The following is a 15,041-nucleotide window of genomic DNA, read 5'->3' as shown; positions in this document are numbered from 1 at the left end:
CAAAGGGGGCGGGGGCTTACTGGGTGGTGAGGTACCAGCGCAGCGGCACGAAGTACCGGGCCGGGGACACATCCGGGTCGACCAGGAATTCCCCGCCGCCCAGGAACATGGACGACTGCAGGCTGGACTCATGGCGGACGACCCCGGCCCCGACCTGCAACCCGGTGAGCCGGTCCGCGACCACGTCGACCATCGGGTAGAGCTGGTCGAAGATGTCGGCGGCCACACAGGTGGTCTGGAACAGGAAGGCCAGCCCTTCCCGGGACTGCACCTGGTTGACCGGCTCGTCGTCCACGGGGACCGGGACGCGGGGCCAGACGGCCACGTAGGGGAGTACCCTCCCGGCGCTGTCTTCGGGGACCTGGTCGGGGACGTGCCCGTGGAAGACCCGGTCCGGGGCGAGTCCCTGGATGTCGGCCAGGGCGTCGGTGACGGTGCTGTACACGTCCCGCATGGTGGGGGCGGTCATATGATGTCGCCTCCGATCTGTCCCATGGCGGCCTCGAAGGACGGGGCGACCGCGTCGGCCGCCGGGCCCATGGCTGGGCGGGGAGCCATCTTGGAGGTCCCGTACTCGAGGTAGATGGCGTAGTGGGCGTGCGCTGTTACCGCGGCGGAGAGCCCGTCGCCGGTGACGGAAGTTTGGATCGCGGAGCGGTGGAACCCGGTATCGACGGGCGCGACGGCGCGGGCGTGGTTCTGGACGGCCAGGGCGGACCGTCGGACTACCTGGGACGCCTGCTGTCGTACTTTCGGCCCAGCCTGCCCGAGGGAGGCGGAGAGGGCGCGCAGCTCGGAGCCTGCCACCGCTCAGCCCGCCTGGGTCTGGGTGACGTGGTCTCTGGCCAGGAGGTCGGCGTTGAACGCCTCCGTGCCTCCCAGTAGCCCCTGGATGGACAGGACACGGCCCACCAGCTGGGGCTGTTCGGTGTTCTCCACGACGCGGAGTCGGTGCCCGTTCTGGCCGATGAGGATGTTCGGCAGCGCTGAGGCTGGGACCTGCACCAGGTAGTCCTGGGAGTCGTTGGACTGCTCGGAGGGCGCCATGGTGTTGCCGGTGGACAGGGCGCGCATCCTGGCGTGCACCCCCGGGACGGCGACGTCGTCCACGTCCTCGGGGGTCTCTGGCCAGACCGGGGTGGGGATCTGGTCGACGGGGAGCAGGATGTCCACCCGGGACCGCATCGCGGTCTCCACGGATGGCTGGTGATGGGCTGACCAGCTATCGGGGATCATGGTGGTGCGGGGGAGCGGTGTCACTGTCGCCACCCCTCAGCCTCGAGCCGGCCCCGGCCGCCGAAGCCCACAATGTGCAGGGCGCCGATGGACTCGGCCTCCTCCGCGTCGGCCTTGGCGTCGTAGTCGTCCGCCAGGGCCCGCAGGGAAGCGGCCACTGCTGGACCATCGGTCGAGAGATCTTGCGTCCTGATCTTCTTGGAGACCAGCACCTCGGAGGCCGCGATGGTGCGCAGCGCGTCCGCGGCGGCCCGGTAGGTGGACCCGTCGTGCTCGCCGAGCAGCAGGGTGAGCTGGTCGTCTGTGAGCAGCTGCTCGTTCGGGTCGGTGGAGGTGTCGCTGATGCGGAGCCTGACGACGGCCACGGCTCCGGATTCGGTCGGCATGGTGTCCTTCCTTTCCGGGCTTGGTGGCCCTCGTCAGGTGCTCAGTGATGGTCAGGCCGCGCCAGTGGAGGCGTAAGTGCCCTCCGTGAACGCGGCAGCCGACCCGATCACGGAACGGCCGCGGTACCAGATCGTGTCGTTGTCGAAGCTGCCTTCCTGGTAACCGACCTGGCCGCCGCCGACACGCTCGCCCTGGTCACGCTTCGTGCGGATGTCGACCTCCGGGTGACCCGCCAGAGACGCCAGAATCAGCGCCGGGTTCTGCGTCACCGCACCCGGCACCAGGGCCCACGCGGTGTGGCGGATGCCCGTGTCCAGCAGCCTGGAGAACTCATGGCTGGCCTGCACCTGGATCCCAGCCAGAGTGTTGGTCCGCTCGATCTCCCGGATGGTGCCCCCGTCATCGAAGGTCTCGGTGACCCGGCGGGACTCGGTCAGCGCCCGGGCGGTCTCCTCGAGGGACGGGGGGACCACCAGCACCAGGGTGGACGCGTCGATGGGCCCGTCACCGCGCACGTTGTCGGCCTCGATGGCGTGCTGCTTCGCGTCCTTCAGCGACTGGAAGCCCAGCGCGGCGGTGGACGTCTCGGAGAAGTACCCGTCGTTGAGGGTGCCGTCCTCAGAGACCAGGTTGCGGTACACCAGCCGGTTGCGGGTGTTGGCCGCACCCCGGCCGAGGATCCCGGGGAAGTCGGCCAGGTTGGAGAAGTCCCCGTTGAGCCACCGCTCCCAGGTGAGCCCGTAGTTGCGGCCCCACTTGGAGACCTGGAACTCGATCTCCGTGTCGCGCAGCGGGTTATCGGACTTGTACTCCTCGCCCTCTCCGACTTCCTCGAAGTAGGTCTCGCCGAACACGTCGACCAGACGCTTGGGGCGGAAGTCCACGACAGACTCGCGCCGGGCGATCGGGGCGGTCTCATCGGAGACCTCCCGGTAGGCGGCCCGGGCTTCACGCTCGAACGCCTCACCCAGCAGGGCGGGGAAGTCCGAGGTGGTGAAGGCCTCCTTGAGGAGGGCGGTGGCGGTGTGGGAGCGGCCGGAGTAGCCCTCGGCGAAGAGCCGGGCGGCCTCGAGGACCTTCCGATCGCGGGTGGTGGCGGTGCGGAAGCCTGCGGACTCCAGCACGTTGCTCAGGACAGCATTCATGATGGCCTGGTTCCTTTCCTGGTGTGTGGTGCTGGGGTCACTCGCCGCCGGCGTCAGGCGCCGGGGCGACGAATCCGAACGGGCGGACCTCGAGGGTGTCCTCTCCGGCGGGCTTCTCCCCGAGGGAGACACCGAACGGGACACCGGCCCCGGAAGTGTTGAGGGCGCCGGCGTCGTAGAAGACTACGTCGCCCTCGGATGCGGCACCGTCGACGGTCAGGTCGTAGGACCCCACGGTCCACACGGTGACCCGGTCGCCGGCAGCGGCGTCGATCTTGGCGACACCGGCGACCGCGCCGATGACGACGGGGTCACCGGAGCTGACAGCCTCGGTGGCGGTGAGGGCGATGTGGTCGGCGCGGGGTCCGTAGCGCTGATTGGTAGCCATGGTCAGCGGGCCTCCTTCAGGATCTTGACGATGTCGTCGTCGGAGACCGTCTCGGCCTCACTGGCGGGGGTGGGGGTGGTGTTGCCGAAGCCGGTCACGGTGGGTCCGGCGGGGGTGAACTCGGCGGCAGACTCGACCGCCTCAGCCTTGAACGCCTCGGGGTCGAAGGTGTCGCCGGTGGTGGCGGCCTCGATGAGCCTGGCCTTCGCCTTGGGGGCGTCGATCCCTTCGAACGCCTCGGCCACGATGGTCTCGGCCTGGGCGCGGGTGCGCTCGGCCAGTGCTTCGGCCAGGGCCTGCTCGGCCTGGTCGGCGCGGGCCTTCTCGGTCTCGTACCGCTCCGCAGACTCGCGGAGCTTCGAGAGCTCGCTCTCGTTGATGTCGACCATGGTTCCTCCTGCGGTAGCGGTCGATTCCTGGACGGGGTTGTCAGGCTCAGGACTGGTGGGGGTGTAGACCGTCTCGGGCCGCACCTCGTGTGGTTCGCCGGTGAGGGACACGTTGACGCCGTCGAGGCTGTACGCCTGCCGGAACTGCGAACGCACACGGGAGTCACCGTCGAAGCGGACCAGCCGGACGTACACGTAGGTGTCGTCGTAGTCCTCGAGGAACGCCATCTGGTCCTCGGTCTCATAGGTGGTGTCGACGGCGTCGGAGAGGTAGCGGCGGACATCGTTGCTGGTCGCCTCTGTGACGGTCGCGGCGTGGCGGGGCTGGTAGTCCAGCCCGTTGCGCTCCGCGATCTCCCGGCGGGCGGACTCGATCACCTCAGTGATGCGTCCCCCGCGGCCAGCACGAGTCACCAGGTCGACGCTGTGCGCCTCGGTAATGCGGACCACGTTGCCGTCATCGTCGACCTCAGCGGCCGCCCGGATCGACGCGCCGATGATGTCCTTGCGTTCCTTGATGACCTGGTACTCAGAGGGCAGTGGACGGAACCACGTCTCGAGGGCCTTCACCGTGCGGCCACCCTCTTCGACGTCGACCACCTCCGCGTCTGTCTCGAATGCCCCGGCGAGGGTGAGCACGGACCGCTCTGGGCGCTCTTGCGCCTCCGTGACGGTCGGGTGGTCGTAGTGGATGTGGGTCCCGGCAGGGAAGGCTGCCACGGACGCGACGATCCCCTCGGCCGGGTAGTTCGCGGATGAGCCCTGACCTTCGGTGATGATGCGCAGGCGCATGAGCCCGGAGCGCTCGGTGGCCTGCAGGGCGCCCAGCGACTCCGTGACGGTGGTCGTGGTCATGACGGTTTCCTCTCCGAGGGTTACTCTGATGGGCATGTGGCAGGTCGACCCGCAAGACGGCATGTGCTCCGCCGAGGGGTGCACCGGTGAGCTGCGGCTGCGCGGCATCGACCTGCGCGAAGGGGCCCGCATGTGGTCCGAATGCAAGGTGTGCGGGGCGCTGGTGTACCGGCCCAGCCAGTGGGACTAGGCCCCCAGGTCCCGTGCCGGCCGTTCGTAGTAGGCGGCCCGCCAGTCGGGGTTCTCCCGGCGGACCGCGAAGTCACCCCAGCTGATGTCCCCGGCCTGCCAGAGCTCCCACCGCCTGGGGCCGAGCATGGCCCGCTGGGTGTCCTCGGTGAGCCCTTCGAACCACTCGTGAGCGTCCGGCATCATGTCCGGTGGTTCGGGGGCGTCGATCCCCAGCTCGGCCCAGGGGCGCAGCTTCGCGATGAACGTGCACCGGCCGTTCGGGTGGTCCAGCGGTCCGAATGCGTCGGCCGGGAACTCGGTGCCGTGCATGTCGATGCAGGACATGCAGGTGCGGGCGTCCAGGGTCGCCATCCACAGCTGCCCGGTGATGAGGTCCTCGTTGGCCAGTGCGGCGGCCTGGGAGCCGCCCCTGTTGGCGTCGAGCATCTCGGTTCGAGCGATCCTGGTGGCCCTGGCGAGGCCCCCGTTGAAGGCGCCTTCCACTCGGGTGAGGGTGCGGCGTGCGACCTCTCGGGGGTTGGCGCCGGCGGCGATCCCGCGGGTGAGCTCCCGGCGGATCGCGTCTTCCATGTCCTCGGCGAGCGGGTCGAGCCGGGAGCTTATTCGGCTGGTGACCCGGGTGATGATCTGCGCCAGCGACTGGGGGTCCACACTGTTGAAGCTGATCGTGATCCCGGCCGTGGCGGCTTCGGGGAGCTGGCTGCGCAGCATGTCTACGGGGGTGTCGGCGCCGGCACGGACGGCGTCGGGAATGTCGACGGTGACTCGCTGGTCTGCCTCGTCGACGAGTGCGCGGAGGCGTTCCCGGGTGAGGTCCATGGCTTCGATGGTGCGCCGGTGCTGGGCCGCCTGCGCCGGTGTGGCGCCTTGCGGGTGGTCGGCCACGAGGGTGAGGACGGCGTCCTCGTATTCGGGGCGGAGGTCGTCGAAGAGGTTCACCCAGGCGGTGGTCAGTGCGACGACTTGCGCGTCGGTGAGGTCCCGGAGCTGGTCCTTCCCGAGGCGGGCAATGCGCCTGGTCTCGTCGGTCACAGCCACAGGGCACGCCCCCTCACAGGTAGTCGGTGGGGTTGCCGCCGCGGCGCAGAGCATCCGCCGCGGACTGCCCAGCAGCCGCCCCGGCCGTCGCCATGGGTGGCACGAAGTTGCCGTCATCGTCCGTCACCGAGGCGAGGATCTCGTCCACGTCCCTGACCCTCAGCGCCCGGAGCAGCAGCTCGAGGGTCACCAGGGGTGGGACGGTTCCGGTGGAGTCTGCCTTGGACACGGCCTCCACGATCGTCTCGGTGGGGGTGTCGTCCAGCGGCGGGAAGTCAATCGTCAGCGTCACCTCGCTGGACTTGCGGAACCGGGTCTTGAGTCGGTCGCCTGCCCGCTCCACGGTGCCGCGGCGGCGCAGCGCACCACGTGGGGCCCGGACGGCCTGCAGGATGACGTATTCGAGGATCTGCCGGCGGGTCTCCCGCCACACCTCCCGGCGGGCTTCCATGATCAGCCTGGTGGGCAGGTTCAGGGTCTCTGCCACGGCCCTCGCCCCGGTCTGGCCCGGGTCGGACAGCAGTGTGGTGACCGGCAGGCCGAGGGCGGCGGCGACCATGGTGGCCAGGGGCCGGGCGGACTCGGAGTCGATGGTGGCCCCAGTCTTGGGCATCGGCTCCATGGTGGCGTCCCCGGTGAGGACCGCGGTGGATCCGGCGGGCGCCTGGTCCAGGTGGGCGGCTTGGGCGCGCATCTGCTGTGACTGGGACGCGTTCTTCCCCGACACCCGGTACGCGATCCTGCTGAGCGCCTTCATGAGGCGGGCCCAGTCGTTCAGGAACTCCGAGTACCCCCGCGCCCACGGCACCGCGGAGAACACATCGGCGGTGCCCCACAGCTGGCCCTTCAACTGATTCACCGCCACGTGATACACCGGGGTGTCCCACTGCACCGGCACAGTCTCCGACGGGGACACCCGGATGCGGCGGTGCTTCGTCGCCGGCGAGTAGCGCAGCTGCGGGTAGGCGGTCTTGCGGGTGACCAGCCGCCCCGTCTCCGGGTCGGTCTCCTGCCACCGGCGCACGTAGAACCACACGGACTCCCGGTCCTGCGGGTCAGTGATGATGTCCACGACCTCCTCAAGCGGGATGTCGCGGATCGTCACACCCCCGGTCACAGGGTCGGTCGGCAGCGCGTAGAAGATGTTCCCATCGGTCGCCAGCGCGACCTGGTTGCGCTCCTGGGCCTGCGCCCCGGTGAAGACCTTGCGGACCACGTCGTCGTCGAGGAACCCCTGCACCACGGTGTTGACGTCGTCGCCCTCGGCGCGGGTGCCGACACCCTGCCCGAACACGTACGCGGCGGTCAGCAGGGTGCCGCGGCGGATGAGCGGGTCAGCGATGGCCGCCACCCGGTGTTGCTGGGCGTGCCGGATGATGCCCTCACGGGACATGTCCTGCTGGCCGTCCTGGACCATCCGGGTCCAGCCGGCGTCTTCACGCTGCAGCTCGAGCTGGGCGAAGGACTCCTGCATCTGCTCGAGCTTCCACAGGGCGGTGTCGAGCTCCCCGGCGAGGTCCCGCTGACGGTCCTGTTCGGAGACGAGGCGTTCCATGGGGTGCGGCACGCGGGCCTCCTCTCAGGGTCAGTGGGTTACCACCAGGTGCTGACGGTGTAGTCCTCGAACTCGTCGGGCTCGACCACCTGCCCCAGCTGGGCGCCCTCGATGGGCTTGAGCAGCAGCTGGTCAATGGCCTGTGACAGGGCGTCGATGGTGTCGTCGTGGGCGCTGTTGGGGAAGTTGCGTGCTTCCTCGCGTAGCTCCTCCACGTTCGGCAGCAGCCGGGCCACTGGGAGGACCACGTTGCCGGAGAACGCGAACGGGCTGATCGCCGACGCCCTGGCGGTCTTGGACGCGGTCGGCTCCACTGGGATCAGCCCGGGGATCTCGCGTTGCAGCATGTTGATCACTGCGTCGCCGTTGGCCCGGGCCTCGATGAGCTTGGCGTGAGCCTGCGGCCACTTCGCTACCAGGCCCCTCAGTGCGTCGAGGGTGGTGTTGAAGTTCATCCGCCGCCGGACCATGTCGAGCAGGTAGCAGGTCTGCCCGATGCGCAGCCATACCTGCAGCACCACGTAGTCGCTGCTGCTGGTGTCCCGGAAGGCGAGGTCCCCGGAGATGATGAGCTCCTGGTTGGGCCGGTCCATGCCGGGCACCAGGTGGGCGCCATCATCGCGGACCGTGTGGAACGGGCGGTCGTAGGTGGCCCAGTCGGTGGGGAGGATGCCGCCCTCGTCGGGGGAGGGCCGCCCCTGGTAGAGCGACGCCCACGTCTTGGGGCCGGAGGCGGCCTTGCGTGCCTCCCACTGCCGCTGTGTGCGGCCGCGGGCCGAGTCCATGAACTGCCCGGGCTCCCGGCCCAGCACATCCTGTTCGCCGTCCTCGGGCCGGTGGTCGGCCTGGGCGGGGATGTTCAGCAGCTCCCACCCGCCCTGGGCGTTGAGCCGGCCGGTGAGGTCGTCCTCGTGCCACCGTGTGGCGATGACGACCACGGGGGCGCCGGGGGCGAGGCGGGTCAGGGCGGTGTCTGTCCACCAGTCCCAGGTCTTGGCGCGGATGGTGGCGGAGTCGGCCTGCTCGCGGCCCTTGATGGGGTCGTCGATGATGAGCAGGTCGACGGGCCGGCCGGTCATGGCGCCACCGACGCCGGCGGTGAAGACGCCGCCGTCGTACCCGTGGAGCTGCCATTCGTGCTGGGCGGCGAGGTCGTCGCGTACCCGGAGGTTGCCGAGTTGGTCGGCGTGCTGGGTGAGGTCGTCGCGGATGGCGCGGCCCCACCTGCGGGCGATGTTGGCCTCGTATGAGGCGATGGCGATCCGCAGGTTGGGGTTCTGGGTGAGTGCCCAGAGCGGGAACCGGCGGGAGGCGCGCTGGGATTTGCCTTCCTGGGGTGGCATGGAGAGCAGGAGCCGACCGTCCGGGGTCTCGAACGTCTCACGGAGCTTGGCGTCGATGAGTTCGAGGGCGGGGGTCTGCCGGGTGCGGGGGTCGAGGTCGACGGCCATGTGGCCGGGGGTGGCCCAGCGTCGGGTGGGTGGCTCGAAGTGGGCGGCGACCATGTCCCAGAGGCTCGGGGGCATGGTGGCACCTCCCGCAGAATGGGTGTTACTTGTCTGCGCTAAGCCTTAGGCTCTATTCGTCCTACTCTTCGCTGAACTGTGAGGTGCCCTGTGTCCCCAACGTCCAACCCGCCGAAGTCCGGATACGACGCCCAAGGTTCTCCTGGCGGATGCAGCGAGATGTTGGGTGTGTTCATGTTCGGTCCTGGAATTGCGGTTGGTCTTGCTCTATTGCTGGGGCTCGGGGAGTCCGATGCCGCCCGGGTTTGGCTCTCGCTCGGCGGCATCGTCCTCGGACTAGTGATTCTGTGCGTCTACCTTGGGGTCACGCAGGGAAGGTCCACCGCAGTATCATCGAGCACCCCCGCACCGGAGCCCCGCCTCGTCCGGGATGCTGATGAGAGTGAGGAGCTGGCAGCGGAGTGGGTGCGCTACATGGGGTGGCCCAAGGCCGTAGCTACGCAAGCCAGCGGTGACAGCGGTATCGACGTCCTCGGGACGGATTCTCGGCTTGGCGGTGTTGCCGCTCAGGTGAAGTTTGAGGCGAAGAAGACTGGTCGGCCGGTTGTCCAGGCTCTCTATGGCGCTGGGGCCGGGGTGGACGCGCAGCACCGAATGCTTTTCTCCAGCGCTGGCTACACGAGCCAAGCTGCGGATTGGGCGGACCAGATGGGGGTTGGCTTGTTCCGGTTCACTCTTGATGGCTCGGTGGAGGCGATCAATCGTGCGGGTGAAGACTACTTGAAGCGTCGTCATGTTGCTCGGTTGGGCCGGGCCGGTGAGGGCAGCTCGGATGCGTGATGGGTGCCGTGGGGCCTCCCGTCGCTACCGTCCACCAGGGGGTCGGGTCGATGAGCGGCGGGAGGCGCCCGGGCATGAGAAAACCCCCAGCCTGTGGCATGGGGGTCGAGGGGATCACCTGAACGTAGAGACACTACGGCCTGGTGCTCCTAGCTTAACACGTCCCTATGACGCTTGCATGATGTCCTCGGCACGCGTGTCGGCGATGACCTGCAGCAACCAGGTGAGCTCCTGACCGGTCCACACCGCGTCACAGGCTGAGCAGGCGACGTCGTACTCGGAGGGCGGGAGCATGGCGCCCTCGGCGTCGTGGGTGCCCGCTGTGAGGGCGGAGACCCTGTCGCCGTCGCTGTTGAGTACCCAGGTCTGGTCGCAGGCGGGGCAGGGCTTCCGGAGGGGGCGGCGCTTCGGGGGAGGGTCGAGCAGGCTGGTGATCTGGTCGATGATGTCGAGGGTGACGTGCTCGAGGTGGGCGACGGTGGTGGGGCGGGTCTCGGTCTCCCAGCGGGTGATGATGGCGCCGAGCGTGCCGCGGGCGGTGCCGGTGCGGTCGAGCTCTTCGGCGCGGGCCTGGGTGTCGAGGGCGGCCCAGAGGTCCATGGCTGCGGCGTTGACGGGCAGGGGTGTCTCGTTGCTGTCTCGGCGTCCTCCGCGGCTGGTGTGGACGGCGGCGGCGAGCTGGGACAGGAGCGGATCGACGGTGGCGTGCGTGCCATCTGGTCGCCGGGTCATGTGTGGTCGGACGAGCCGGTGGATGTTGTCTCGCAGGGTCACTGATGGTCCTCCTGGGCGGTGGTGACGGGCAGCTGACGCAGGATCTCGGGGACGACGGTGGGGACTTGGCGGGCCTGCTCTGCGGTGAGGTGTAGGGCGTCGAGGATCCGGTGGATGGCCTGCGCCAGGTGAAGCGCCTGGGCTTCTTGCAGTTCGATCTGGCGGCGTTCAACTCCGGCACGGAGCGCGGCGGTGGAGTATCGGGCGAGCTGGTCCTCAGCCTCACGCAGGAGCTTCCACCAGATGTTGGCGCCGGCCTGCCAGGTGCGCTTGTCGATGGGGCCTTCTGGGCCGATCCCGGTCTCGTGGGCGGTCTGCCCCCACACGAGGGCCGACTGCTCCCCGTCACCATGCGTCGTGGCGGCGGGGTGGGTGTCGATCTGCTCCACCATCGACCGCAACCACGCGACCTCCGCGAACTTCTGGGACACCAGCCGCAGAAGCGCCTCAGCCGGGTCTACGTTCTGGTCCGGCACCTCGCCGAGGGCGCGCATGATCTCAGCCTGCTGACGCCGCTCAGCCGCCTTCGCCTGCGCCCTGGGAGACTTCCCACCATGGAGCCTGCACCGGGTCGCGTCCCGCATGGGCGGCAGCTTGCAGGGGGTGCCGTCGCGCTTCTTCGCGCCGCACTGTGTGGGGCTCATAGGGTTGCGCCTCCTTGGTCATGGTTCACGGGGTTGGTGGCTCCGAGGGTGATGACGGTGCAGGGTTCCCCGACGGATTTCACTGCGGTGAGTCGGGTAACTTGGGCGTCGTCCTCGTAGGCGATGCCGTTGAGTCCGTCAAGGACTGTCTTGGCCAGGTTGTCGATGTCGACCCGCCTCCGGTTAGGCATGATGAAGTGGATGGCTAGGTGGAGGTCCCCGGCGAGCTTTGGGTGACCGTGGGATCGGTACAGCCAGCCGATGGTTCGTTCGTGGGCAAGGGTGGTTCGCGGGGTGTAGGTTCGACCGCCCTTTCCGAGTCGTGGTCGCCCTTTCGGGATGGGCCTTCCTGGGACGGTGATCGTGATCATGCGGGACGCTCCTGGGCTCCGGGGTAGTGCTCTGCGCGCCATGCTTTGGCCGCTTCGTCGGCTTCTTGCGCGGTGGCGTAGCGGCCGATGTAGACCGTCCGGCCGTTGCGTTTTCCGTAGGCCGCCCATGCGCCTCTATGGCGGTCCCAGGTGACGCCTCGGAGCCCGGTGCTACTGCGGGACGTGGCGCCCTGAAGGTTCTGGGCGTTGAGCTGCTGTGGAACGGCGCGTAGGTGGTCGGGGTTGACGCATGCGCGGTTCCAGCAGAGGTGGTCGATGACCATGCCGTCGGGGATGGGTCCGTGCGCCAGTTCGTAAGCGACTCGGTGGGCGTAGTGCCAGGTTCGTGCGTGGTGGATGTTCCCGTATCCGCTGGAGACCTTAGATCCCGTCCAGATCCAGCAGGTGCTGGTCTTGTCCGTCCGGCGCTGGAGTTTGGATTCCAGGCTGTTCCCCTGGGGTCGGATTGGTCGCATGGGGCGTCCGGCTCGCCACTGCTGCCAGTGGGTGTCGCACCAGCCTCGTGCCCGATGTTTTCGGTCGCATCCGTCGAATGAACACTGTCGGTGTTCGGCTGCGGTGGTCATGTGGTTCTCCTGGTTTGGGATGTGAGGTGCCAGCCGCGGCAGCGTGGGCATCGGTAGGCGCGGCGTTCGGCGGCTTGGGGGGCGGTCCTTGCGTCGGATGGTGGCGAGGGCGAGCTGGGCGGCGATGCGGTCGCGGTAGCGGTGCTTGCGGCAGCGCATGGTCAGTCTCTTCGCGTGCGGCGTGGGCGCTGGTGGGCGCTGAGGCCGGATCGGCTGGTGAAGACGCGTCCGCAGTGCTCGCACTGGTGGGGGTGTCCGGCTTGGCATGAGTCCATCCATTGGCCGTCGGGGTAGCCGGTGCGTCCGCAGGTGGTGCATCGGAGTTTCAGTGAGTGGGGTGTGGCGGGCTCGAACACGGCGGGGCCTCCTCCTGGGCATGAGTAGAGCCCCGGGCGGCTGTGTGCCGTTCTCCGGGGCTCGCAGGGTGCGGGTGGGGTGCTGGTGGGTCAGGGGCGGTACTGGGCCTTGTCGCGGTCAGTGAGGTAGCCGAGGCGCTGCATCTGTTCGATGAACCTCCGGGGCGGGCCTTTCTTGCTCGGCCGGGGCAGTGCCTTGGTGGCGCGCTGTTTGGCCTCGAACGATGCGGCCCGGTTCTGGTAGAGCCGGCGGACCTGCGCGGGGGTGATGGGCTTCATCTCGTCGGGGCTGTGGTGGCGGCCGTAGTAGTCCTGGACGATGACCCGTCCAGCTTCGAGGGGAATGCTGGCGAGGCTGCGCGCCCAGGTGTCGGCGTTGGCGTCGGTGTTCGGGATGAGGTTGTCGAGCCCTCGGGCGTAGGCCAGGAGGGCGTTGGCTTCTGCGGGGGTCATGTCATGCTTCCTCGATCTGTCGGGGCATCCAGAGGGCCGGGTCGTTCTCGACTTCGGGGCGTGGGCCGAACTGGCCCTGTGTGATGCGCTCGTGGCGTTCGGCGCTGATCTGGTGCTGCCGCTCTGGGCCGGTGAGCCGTGGTCGGGACCCGGCGTGGTCTTGGGCTTTGTTGAGCCACATGGTGAAGGCGGAGTTCCAGTTGACGCACCGGCGGTCGTTGGCTTCGGCGTGGAGCCGGAACTGTTCGGCTTCGCGGTTCAGGTCGACGCCGTTGGTGTGTGCGCGCTGCTGGTGTTCGTCGGTTGGCTGCCAGTCGGGTGGGAGTGGTCGAGCTGGCTTCTTGGTCTGTTTTCCCCCAGACCCCCTTTCACCACCTTTAGGTGGTGAAGTAGATGTAGATGTAGCTGTAGCTGTGCGCAGGGCCTGGCCTTGGTCGCCGTTTGGGGTAAACCCATGGGTAAGGTCAGGGGTAAAGCTATGGGTAAGTTCAGGGGTAAACCCAGGGGTAACGCTATGGGTAAATTCTTCGATCGGAGCCGCTGGCTGATCCATCAGAGCCACCACCCGATCATGCTGAATGCCCCTCCAGTCGGGGTGCCGATCACGCACTTTGTGCAGCTCGTGGATGATCACCTTCCGGATGCTGACTGAGGCGATCTCCCCGAACGCGTTGACCATCGACACGGACAGCTTCGGCTGCTTGAGGACGCCGTCATGCTTCAGGAACGACCGGACCAGCACCTCTTCGGTCTCCTCGTCGATGAGAATGAACTTCTTCCCCTGAAGCATCTGCCCGATGCGCTCCACGTCTGCCCGCCCGGTAGACCCGGAGAGGGCGGCCAGTCGCCCGGGGCGCCAGTCTGCGACCCCCGCGTACGACAGGGACGGGTGGGACAGCAGGAGCATGTACAGCCACTGCTCGGAGGCTGAGAGGTCCCGCCAGTCCTGGTCGGTCCAGATGTCGAGGCGCAGGTTGGCCTGCTCACGTGCCATCGTCGGTGCTCCTCTCGGGGTCGGTGTAGTAGTCCATGGCCAGCTCGTGCAGGTATTCGTACTCGCCCATGGGGACCAGGGCTCCCTGGTCGAACAGGGCGCCGCCGATGCTCATCACGTTGATGGGTTCCCCGGCGGCGTGGAGGTCGAATGCGGCCAGCACGATGAGCCGGTGTCGCCAGTCGGTGAAGTCGGCTGGTCCGAGGTCGACGTATTGGAAGGTCTCGACGGCTGGGGCGCCCTCCATGAGGAGGGTGGAGATGATGGCCCGGTCCTCCTGGTCCTCCATCGGGTCCGGGACGTGATCGGGTGGTGGTTGTGTCATGGTCGGGCTCCTTCCGGTACGAGAAAGCCCCTGGCGTCTGCCAGGGGCTCGAGGGGTTGTGGTGGCCGCACCGGGTCGTGCTCCAGACGGCGTAGGTACCTGATGCCGTGGAGGGTGATGACCCGCCGGCCCTCCTGGCTGAGCCGGTGCAGGGCGGCGTGGAGGTCGCCACGGTGGCAGGCGACGTGCTCCCCGCACCGGCAGGAGAACCTGTACCCGTCGCGTGCCTTCCGGGCGCCGGACAGGTCGTGGGTCTGCGGGGTGCAGGTCCAGGTGTCGAGGGCTTCGAGGTCGGTGATGGTGGCGATGGTCCGTGGTGGGTGGGCGGCAGGGTTGCGGCACACGATCTCGTACACGGTGCTCATGGCGCGTCCTCCTGGTGTCGGGTTTCGACGATGCGGTCGTGTGGGATGCGGGGCGGGTCCATGCCTGGCCCGGACTCCTGACAGGTGACGGTCTTGGCATTGACGCGCTTGACGCGGAGCCAGTTGCCGACACTTTGCCCGTGGCTGCGGTACCGGATGAGGTCACCCGGGCGGAGGCGTTCGAGGTCCACGGTGGCGGCCTCGTTCGCTTCGGCCTCGGCCTGCTCGTGGCTGATCCGGTGCTCCAGTGCGCGAATTTCCTCACGCAGGCGCACGGACTCGCTGGCGATCCGGGTTGAGCGCTTGATGTCCTTCACCTGGCGGTCACGCGTGTACCCCTTGACGCCTGATAGCGCTCCGGGGTCGCGGGGCAGGCCGGTGGATTCCCACTGAGCGTCAAGTACGGCGAGTCGCTTTCGTGCCCGGTCGAGCTTCTGCGCGGTGGTGGTCATGGCTTCTCCTCGGTCATGTCGTCGATGAGCTTGTAGACGCGGGTGTGGGCCTTGCGCCATTTGATGCGGGCAGCGTCGAGCAGGGCGAGCAGGTTCGGGCCGGGCGTCCGGCCCTCGGCCTGGCACCAGAGCTCGTCGGCCTCCAAGGCGCGGAGGCTCGCGGACATGTTGGCGAACTCTGCGACCGCCTCTTTCAGGGGCTTGGCTTCTGCTGGGCTGATGGGCATGC

22 protein-coding genes are annotated in these 15,041 nt (G+C 68.3%); 2 read left to right on the top strand and 20 right to left on the bottom strand.

From position 1 onward, the window contains the following. Positions 1-16: 16 nt before the first annotated feature. The 7 genes from SD455_RS12520 to SD455_RS12490 are packed head-to-tail and all read right to left on the bottom strand — an operon-like array spanning position 17 to position 4,400. Positions 17-469: a hypothetical protein gene (locus SD455_RS12520; protein ID WP_445508301.1), complete on the bottom strand. Its 453-nt coding sequence runs from the start codon at positions 467-469 to the stop codon at positions 17-19. Further along, on the bottom strand, positions 466-807 hold the full coding sequence (locus SD455_RS12515; RefSeq protein WP_445508300.1) for an HK97-gp10 family putative phage morphogenesis protein: 342 nt from the start codon (positions 805-807) through the stop codon (positions 466-468). The genes SD455_RS12520 and SD455_RS12515 overlap by 4 nt, the downstream gene beginning before the upstream one ends. Before the next feature lie 3 nt (positions 808-810). Then, a complete protein-coding gene (locus tag SD455_RS12510) occupies positions 811-1,236 on the bottom strand; it encodes a DUF6093 family protein (protein WP_445508318.1) in 426 nt (141 codons plus the stop codon). Positions 1,237-1,256: 20 nt separating this feature from the next. Then, complete coding sequence (locus SD455_RS12505; RefSeq protein ID WP_445508299.1) at positions 1,257-1,622, bottom strand: hypothetical protein; 366 nt, start codon at positions 1,620-1,622, stop codon at positions 1,257-1,259. Positions 1,623-1,673: 51 nt separating this feature from the next. After that, positions 1,674-2,768 carry a phage major capsid protein gene (locus tag SD455_RS12500; protein ID WP_445508298.1) on the bottom strand — a complete coding sequence of 365 codons (1,095 nt, stop codon included), beginning with the start codon at positions 2,766-2,768 and terminating at the stop codon, positions 1,674-1,676. Between the two features lie 37 nt (positions 2,769-2,805). After that, positions 2,806-3,156 carry a capsid cement protein gene (locus SD455_RS12495; protein ID WP_445508297.1) on the bottom strand — a complete coding sequence of 117 codons (351 nt, stop codon included), beginning with the start codon at positions 3,154-3,156 and terminating at the stop codon, positions 2,806-2,808. A 2-nt stretch (positions 3,157-3,158) separates the two neighbouring features. Then, positions 3,159-4,400 (bottom strand): hypothetical protein, encoded by a 1,242-nt coding sequence (locus tag SD455_RS12490; RefSeq protein ID WP_445508296.1) that lies wholly within the window; start codon positions 4,398-4,400, stop codon positions 3,159-3,161. A gap of 34 nt (positions 4,401-4,434) precedes the next feature. Here SD455_RS12490 and SD455_RS12485 point away from each other — a divergent pair, with 34 nt between their 5' ends. Continuing rightward, on the top strand, positions 4,435-4,590 hold the full coding sequence (locus SD455_RS12485) for a hypothetical protein (RefSeq protein WP_445508295.1): 156 nt from the start codon (positions 4,435-4,437) through the stop codon (positions 4,588-4,590). Here the strand turns inward: SD455_RS12485 and SD455_RS12480 are convergent. Genes SD455_RS12480 through terL form a run of 3 tightly spaced genes read right to left on the bottom strand, consistent with a single transcriptional unit; the run spans position 4,587 to position 8,711 of the window. Further along, on the bottom strand, positions 4,587-5,624 hold the full coding sequence (locus SD455_RS12480; RefSeq protein ID WP_445508294.1) for a phage minor head protein: 1,038 nt from the start codon (positions 5,622-5,624) through the stop codon (positions 4,587-4,589). The genes SD455_RS12485 and SD455_RS12480 overlap by 4 nt on opposite strands. A 19-nt stretch (positions 5,625-5,643) precedes the next feature. Then, positions 5,644-7,197 carry a hypothetical protein gene (locus tag SD455_RS12475; RefSeq protein WP_445508293.1) on the bottom strand — a complete coding sequence of 518 codons (1,554 nt, stop codon included), beginning with the start codon at positions 7,195-7,197 and terminating at the stop codon, positions 5,644-5,646. 26 nt (positions 7,198-7,223) lie between these two features. After that, on the bottom strand, positions 7,224-8,711 hold the full coding sequence (gene terL, locus SD455_RS12470; protein ID WP_445508292.1) for a phage terminase large subunit: 1,488 nt from the start codon (positions 8,709-8,711) through the stop codon (positions 7,224-7,226). A 159-nt stretch (positions 8,712-8,870) separates the two neighbouring features. Between terL and SD455_RS12465 the strand changes: the two genes are divergently transcribed. Continuing rightward, positions 8,871-9,491 carry a restriction endonuclease gene (locus SD455_RS12465; protein WP_445508291.1) on the top strand — a complete coding sequence of 207 codons (621 nt, stop codon included), beginning with the start codon at positions 8,871-8,873 and terminating at the stop codon, positions 9,489-9,491. Positions 9,492-9,656: 165 nt separating this feature from the next. Here SD455_RS12465 and SD455_RS12460 read toward each other — a convergent pair whose 3' ends face one another. From SD455_RS12460 to SD455_RS12415, 10 genes are all read right to left on the bottom strand, one after another. After that, a complete protein-coding gene (locus SD455_RS12460) occupies positions 9,657-10,265 on the bottom strand; it encodes a DUF7341 domain-containing protein (protein ID WP_445508290.1) in 609 nt (202 codons plus the stop codon). Further along, a complete protein-coding gene (locus tag SD455_RS12455) occupies positions 10,262-10,909 on the bottom strand; it encodes an HGGxSTG domain-containing protein (RefSeq protein WP_445508289.1) in 648 nt (215 codons plus the stop codon). The genes SD455_RS12460 and SD455_RS12455 overlap by 4 nt, the downstream gene beginning before the upstream one ends. Beyond that, complete coding sequence (locus SD455_RS12450) at positions 10,906-11,280, bottom strand: RusA family crossover junction endodeoxyribonuclease (RefSeq protein WP_445508288.1); 375 nt, start codon at positions 11,278-11,280, stop codon at positions 10,906-10,908. Before SD455_RS12450 ends, SD455_RS12455 begins: the two co-directional genes overlap by 4 nt. After that, entirely contained in the window at positions 11,277-11,867 is a 591-nt protein-coding gene (locus SD455_RS12445) for an HNH endonuclease (RefSeq protein WP_445508287.1), read from the bottom strand. Before SD455_RS12445 ends, SD455_RS12450 begins: the two co-directional genes overlap by 4 nt. A gap of 446 nt (positions 11,868-12,313) precedes the next feature. After that, a complete protein-coding gene (locus tag SD455_RS12440; RefSeq protein WP_445508286.1) occupies positions 12,314-12,676 on the bottom strand; it encodes a hypothetical protein in 363 nt (120 codons plus the stop codon). Position 12,677: 1 nt separating this feature from the next. Then, a complete protein-coding gene (locus SD455_RS12435; RefSeq protein WP_445508285.1) occupies positions 12,678-13,670 on the bottom strand; it encodes a hypothetical protein in 993 nt (330 codons plus the stop codon). Further along, positions 13,660-13,995 (bottom strand): DnaB-like helicase N-terminal domain-containing protein, encoded by a 336-nt coding sequence (locus SD455_RS12430; RefSeq protein ID WP_445508284.1) that lies wholly within the window; start codon positions 13,993-13,995, stop codon positions 13,660-13,662. The genes SD455_RS12435 and SD455_RS12430 overlap by 11 nt, the downstream gene beginning before the upstream one ends. After that, positions 13,992-14,360: a hypothetical protein gene (locus SD455_RS12425; RefSeq protein WP_445508283.1), complete on the bottom strand. Its 369-nt coding sequence runs from the start codon at positions 14,358-14,360 to the stop codon at positions 13,992-13,994. The genes SD455_RS12430 and SD455_RS12425 overlap by 4 nt, the downstream gene beginning before the upstream one ends. Continuing rightward, positions 14,357-14,812 (bottom strand): hypothetical protein, encoded by a 456-nt coding sequence (locus SD455_RS12420; protein ID WP_445508282.1) that lies wholly within the window; start codon positions 14,810-14,812, stop codon positions 14,357-14,359. Before SD455_RS12420 ends, SD455_RS12425 begins: the two co-directional genes overlap by 4 nt. After that, positions 14,809-15,039, bottom strand: a complete 231-nt coding sequence (locus SD455_RS12415; RefSeq protein WP_445508281.1) for a hypothetical protein — start codon at positions 15,037-15,039, stop codon at positions 14,809-14,811. The genes SD455_RS12420 and SD455_RS12415 overlap by 4 nt, the downstream gene beginning before the upstream one ends. Positions 15,040-15,041: the final 2 nt, after the last annotated feature.

Source organism: Nesterenkonia sp. K-15-9-6 (assembly GCF_052656005.1).
Note: the sequence above shows the minus strand (reverse complement) of the source record. Positions and strands in the feature narration are given on the sequence as shown.

Excerpts from the sequence above, each read along its gene's own strand:
- SD455_RS12520 (WP_445508301.1), bottom strand. The coding sequence starts at position 469 with ATGACCGCCCCCACCATGCGGGACGTGTACAGCACCGTCACCGACGCC.
- SD455_RS12510 (WP_445508318.1), bottom strand. The coding sequence starts at position 1,236 with ATGATCCCCGATAGCTGGTCAGCCCATCACCAGCCATCCGTGGAGACC.
- SD455_RS12505 (WP_445508299.1), bottom strand. The coding sequence starts at position 1,622 with ATGCCGACCGAATCCGGAGCCGTGGCCGTCGTCAGGCTCCGCATCAGC.
- SD455_RS12500 (WP_445508298.1), bottom strand. The coding sequence starts at position 2,768 with ATGAATGCTGTCCTGAGCAACGTGCTGGAGTCCGCAGGCTTCCGCACC.
- SD455_RS12495 (WP_445508297.1), bottom strand. The coding sequence starts at position 3,156 with ATGGCTACCAATCAGCGCTACGGACCCCGCGCCGACCACATCGCCCTC.
- SD455_RS12490 (WP_445508296.1), bottom strand. The coding sequence starts at position 4,400 with ATGACCACGACCACCGTCACGGAGTCGCTGGGCGCCCTGCAGGCCACC.
- SD455_RS12485 (WP_445508295.1), top strand. The coding sequence starts at position 4,435 with ATGTGGCAGGTCGACCCGCAAGACGGCATGTGCTCCGCCGAGGGGTGC.
- terL (WP_445508292.1), bottom strand. The coding sequence starts at position 8,711 with ATGCCCCCGAGCCTCTGGGACATGGTCGCCGCCCACTTCGAGCCACCC.
- SD455_RS12465 (WP_445508291.1), top strand. The coding sequence starts at position 8,871 with ATGTTGGGTGTGTTCATGTTCGGTCCTGGAATTGCGGTTGGTCTTGCT.
- SD455_RS12455 (WP_445508289.1), bottom strand. The coding sequence starts at position 10,909 with ATGAGCCCCACACAGTGCGGCGCGAAGAAGCGCGACGGCACCCCCTGC.
- SD455_RS12450 (WP_445508288.1), bottom strand. The coding sequence starts at position 11,280 with ATGATCACGATCACCGTCCCAGGAAGGCCCATCCCGAAAGGGCGACCA.
- SD455_RS12445 (WP_445508287.1), bottom strand. The coding sequence starts at position 11,867 with ATGACCACCGCAGCCGAACACCGACAGTGTTCATTCGACGGATGCGAC.
- SD455_RS12440 (WP_445508286.1), bottom strand. The coding sequence starts at position 12,676 with ATGACCCCCGCAGAAGCCAACGCCCTCCTGGCCTACGCCCGAGGGCTC.
- SD455_RS12435 (WP_445508285.1), bottom strand. The coding sequence starts at position 13,670 with ATGGCACGTGAGCAGGCCAACCTGCGCCTCGACATCTGGACCGACCAG.
- SD455_RS12430 (WP_445508284.1), bottom strand. The coding sequence starts at position 13,995 with ATGACACAACCACCACCCGATCACGTCCCGGACCCGATGGAGGACCAG.
- SD455_RS12425 (WP_445508283.1), bottom strand. The coding sequence starts at position 14,360 with ATGAGCACCGTGTACGAGATCGTGTGCCGCAACCCTGCCGCCCACCCA.
- SD455_RS12420 (WP_445508282.1), bottom strand. The coding sequence starts at position 14,812 with ATGACCACCACCGCGCAGAAGCTCGACCGGGCACGAAAGCGACTCGCC.
- SD455_RS12415 (WP_445508281.1), bottom strand. The coding sequence starts at position 15,039 with ATGCCCATCAGCCCAGCAGAAGCCAAGCCCCTGAAAGAGGCGGTCGCA.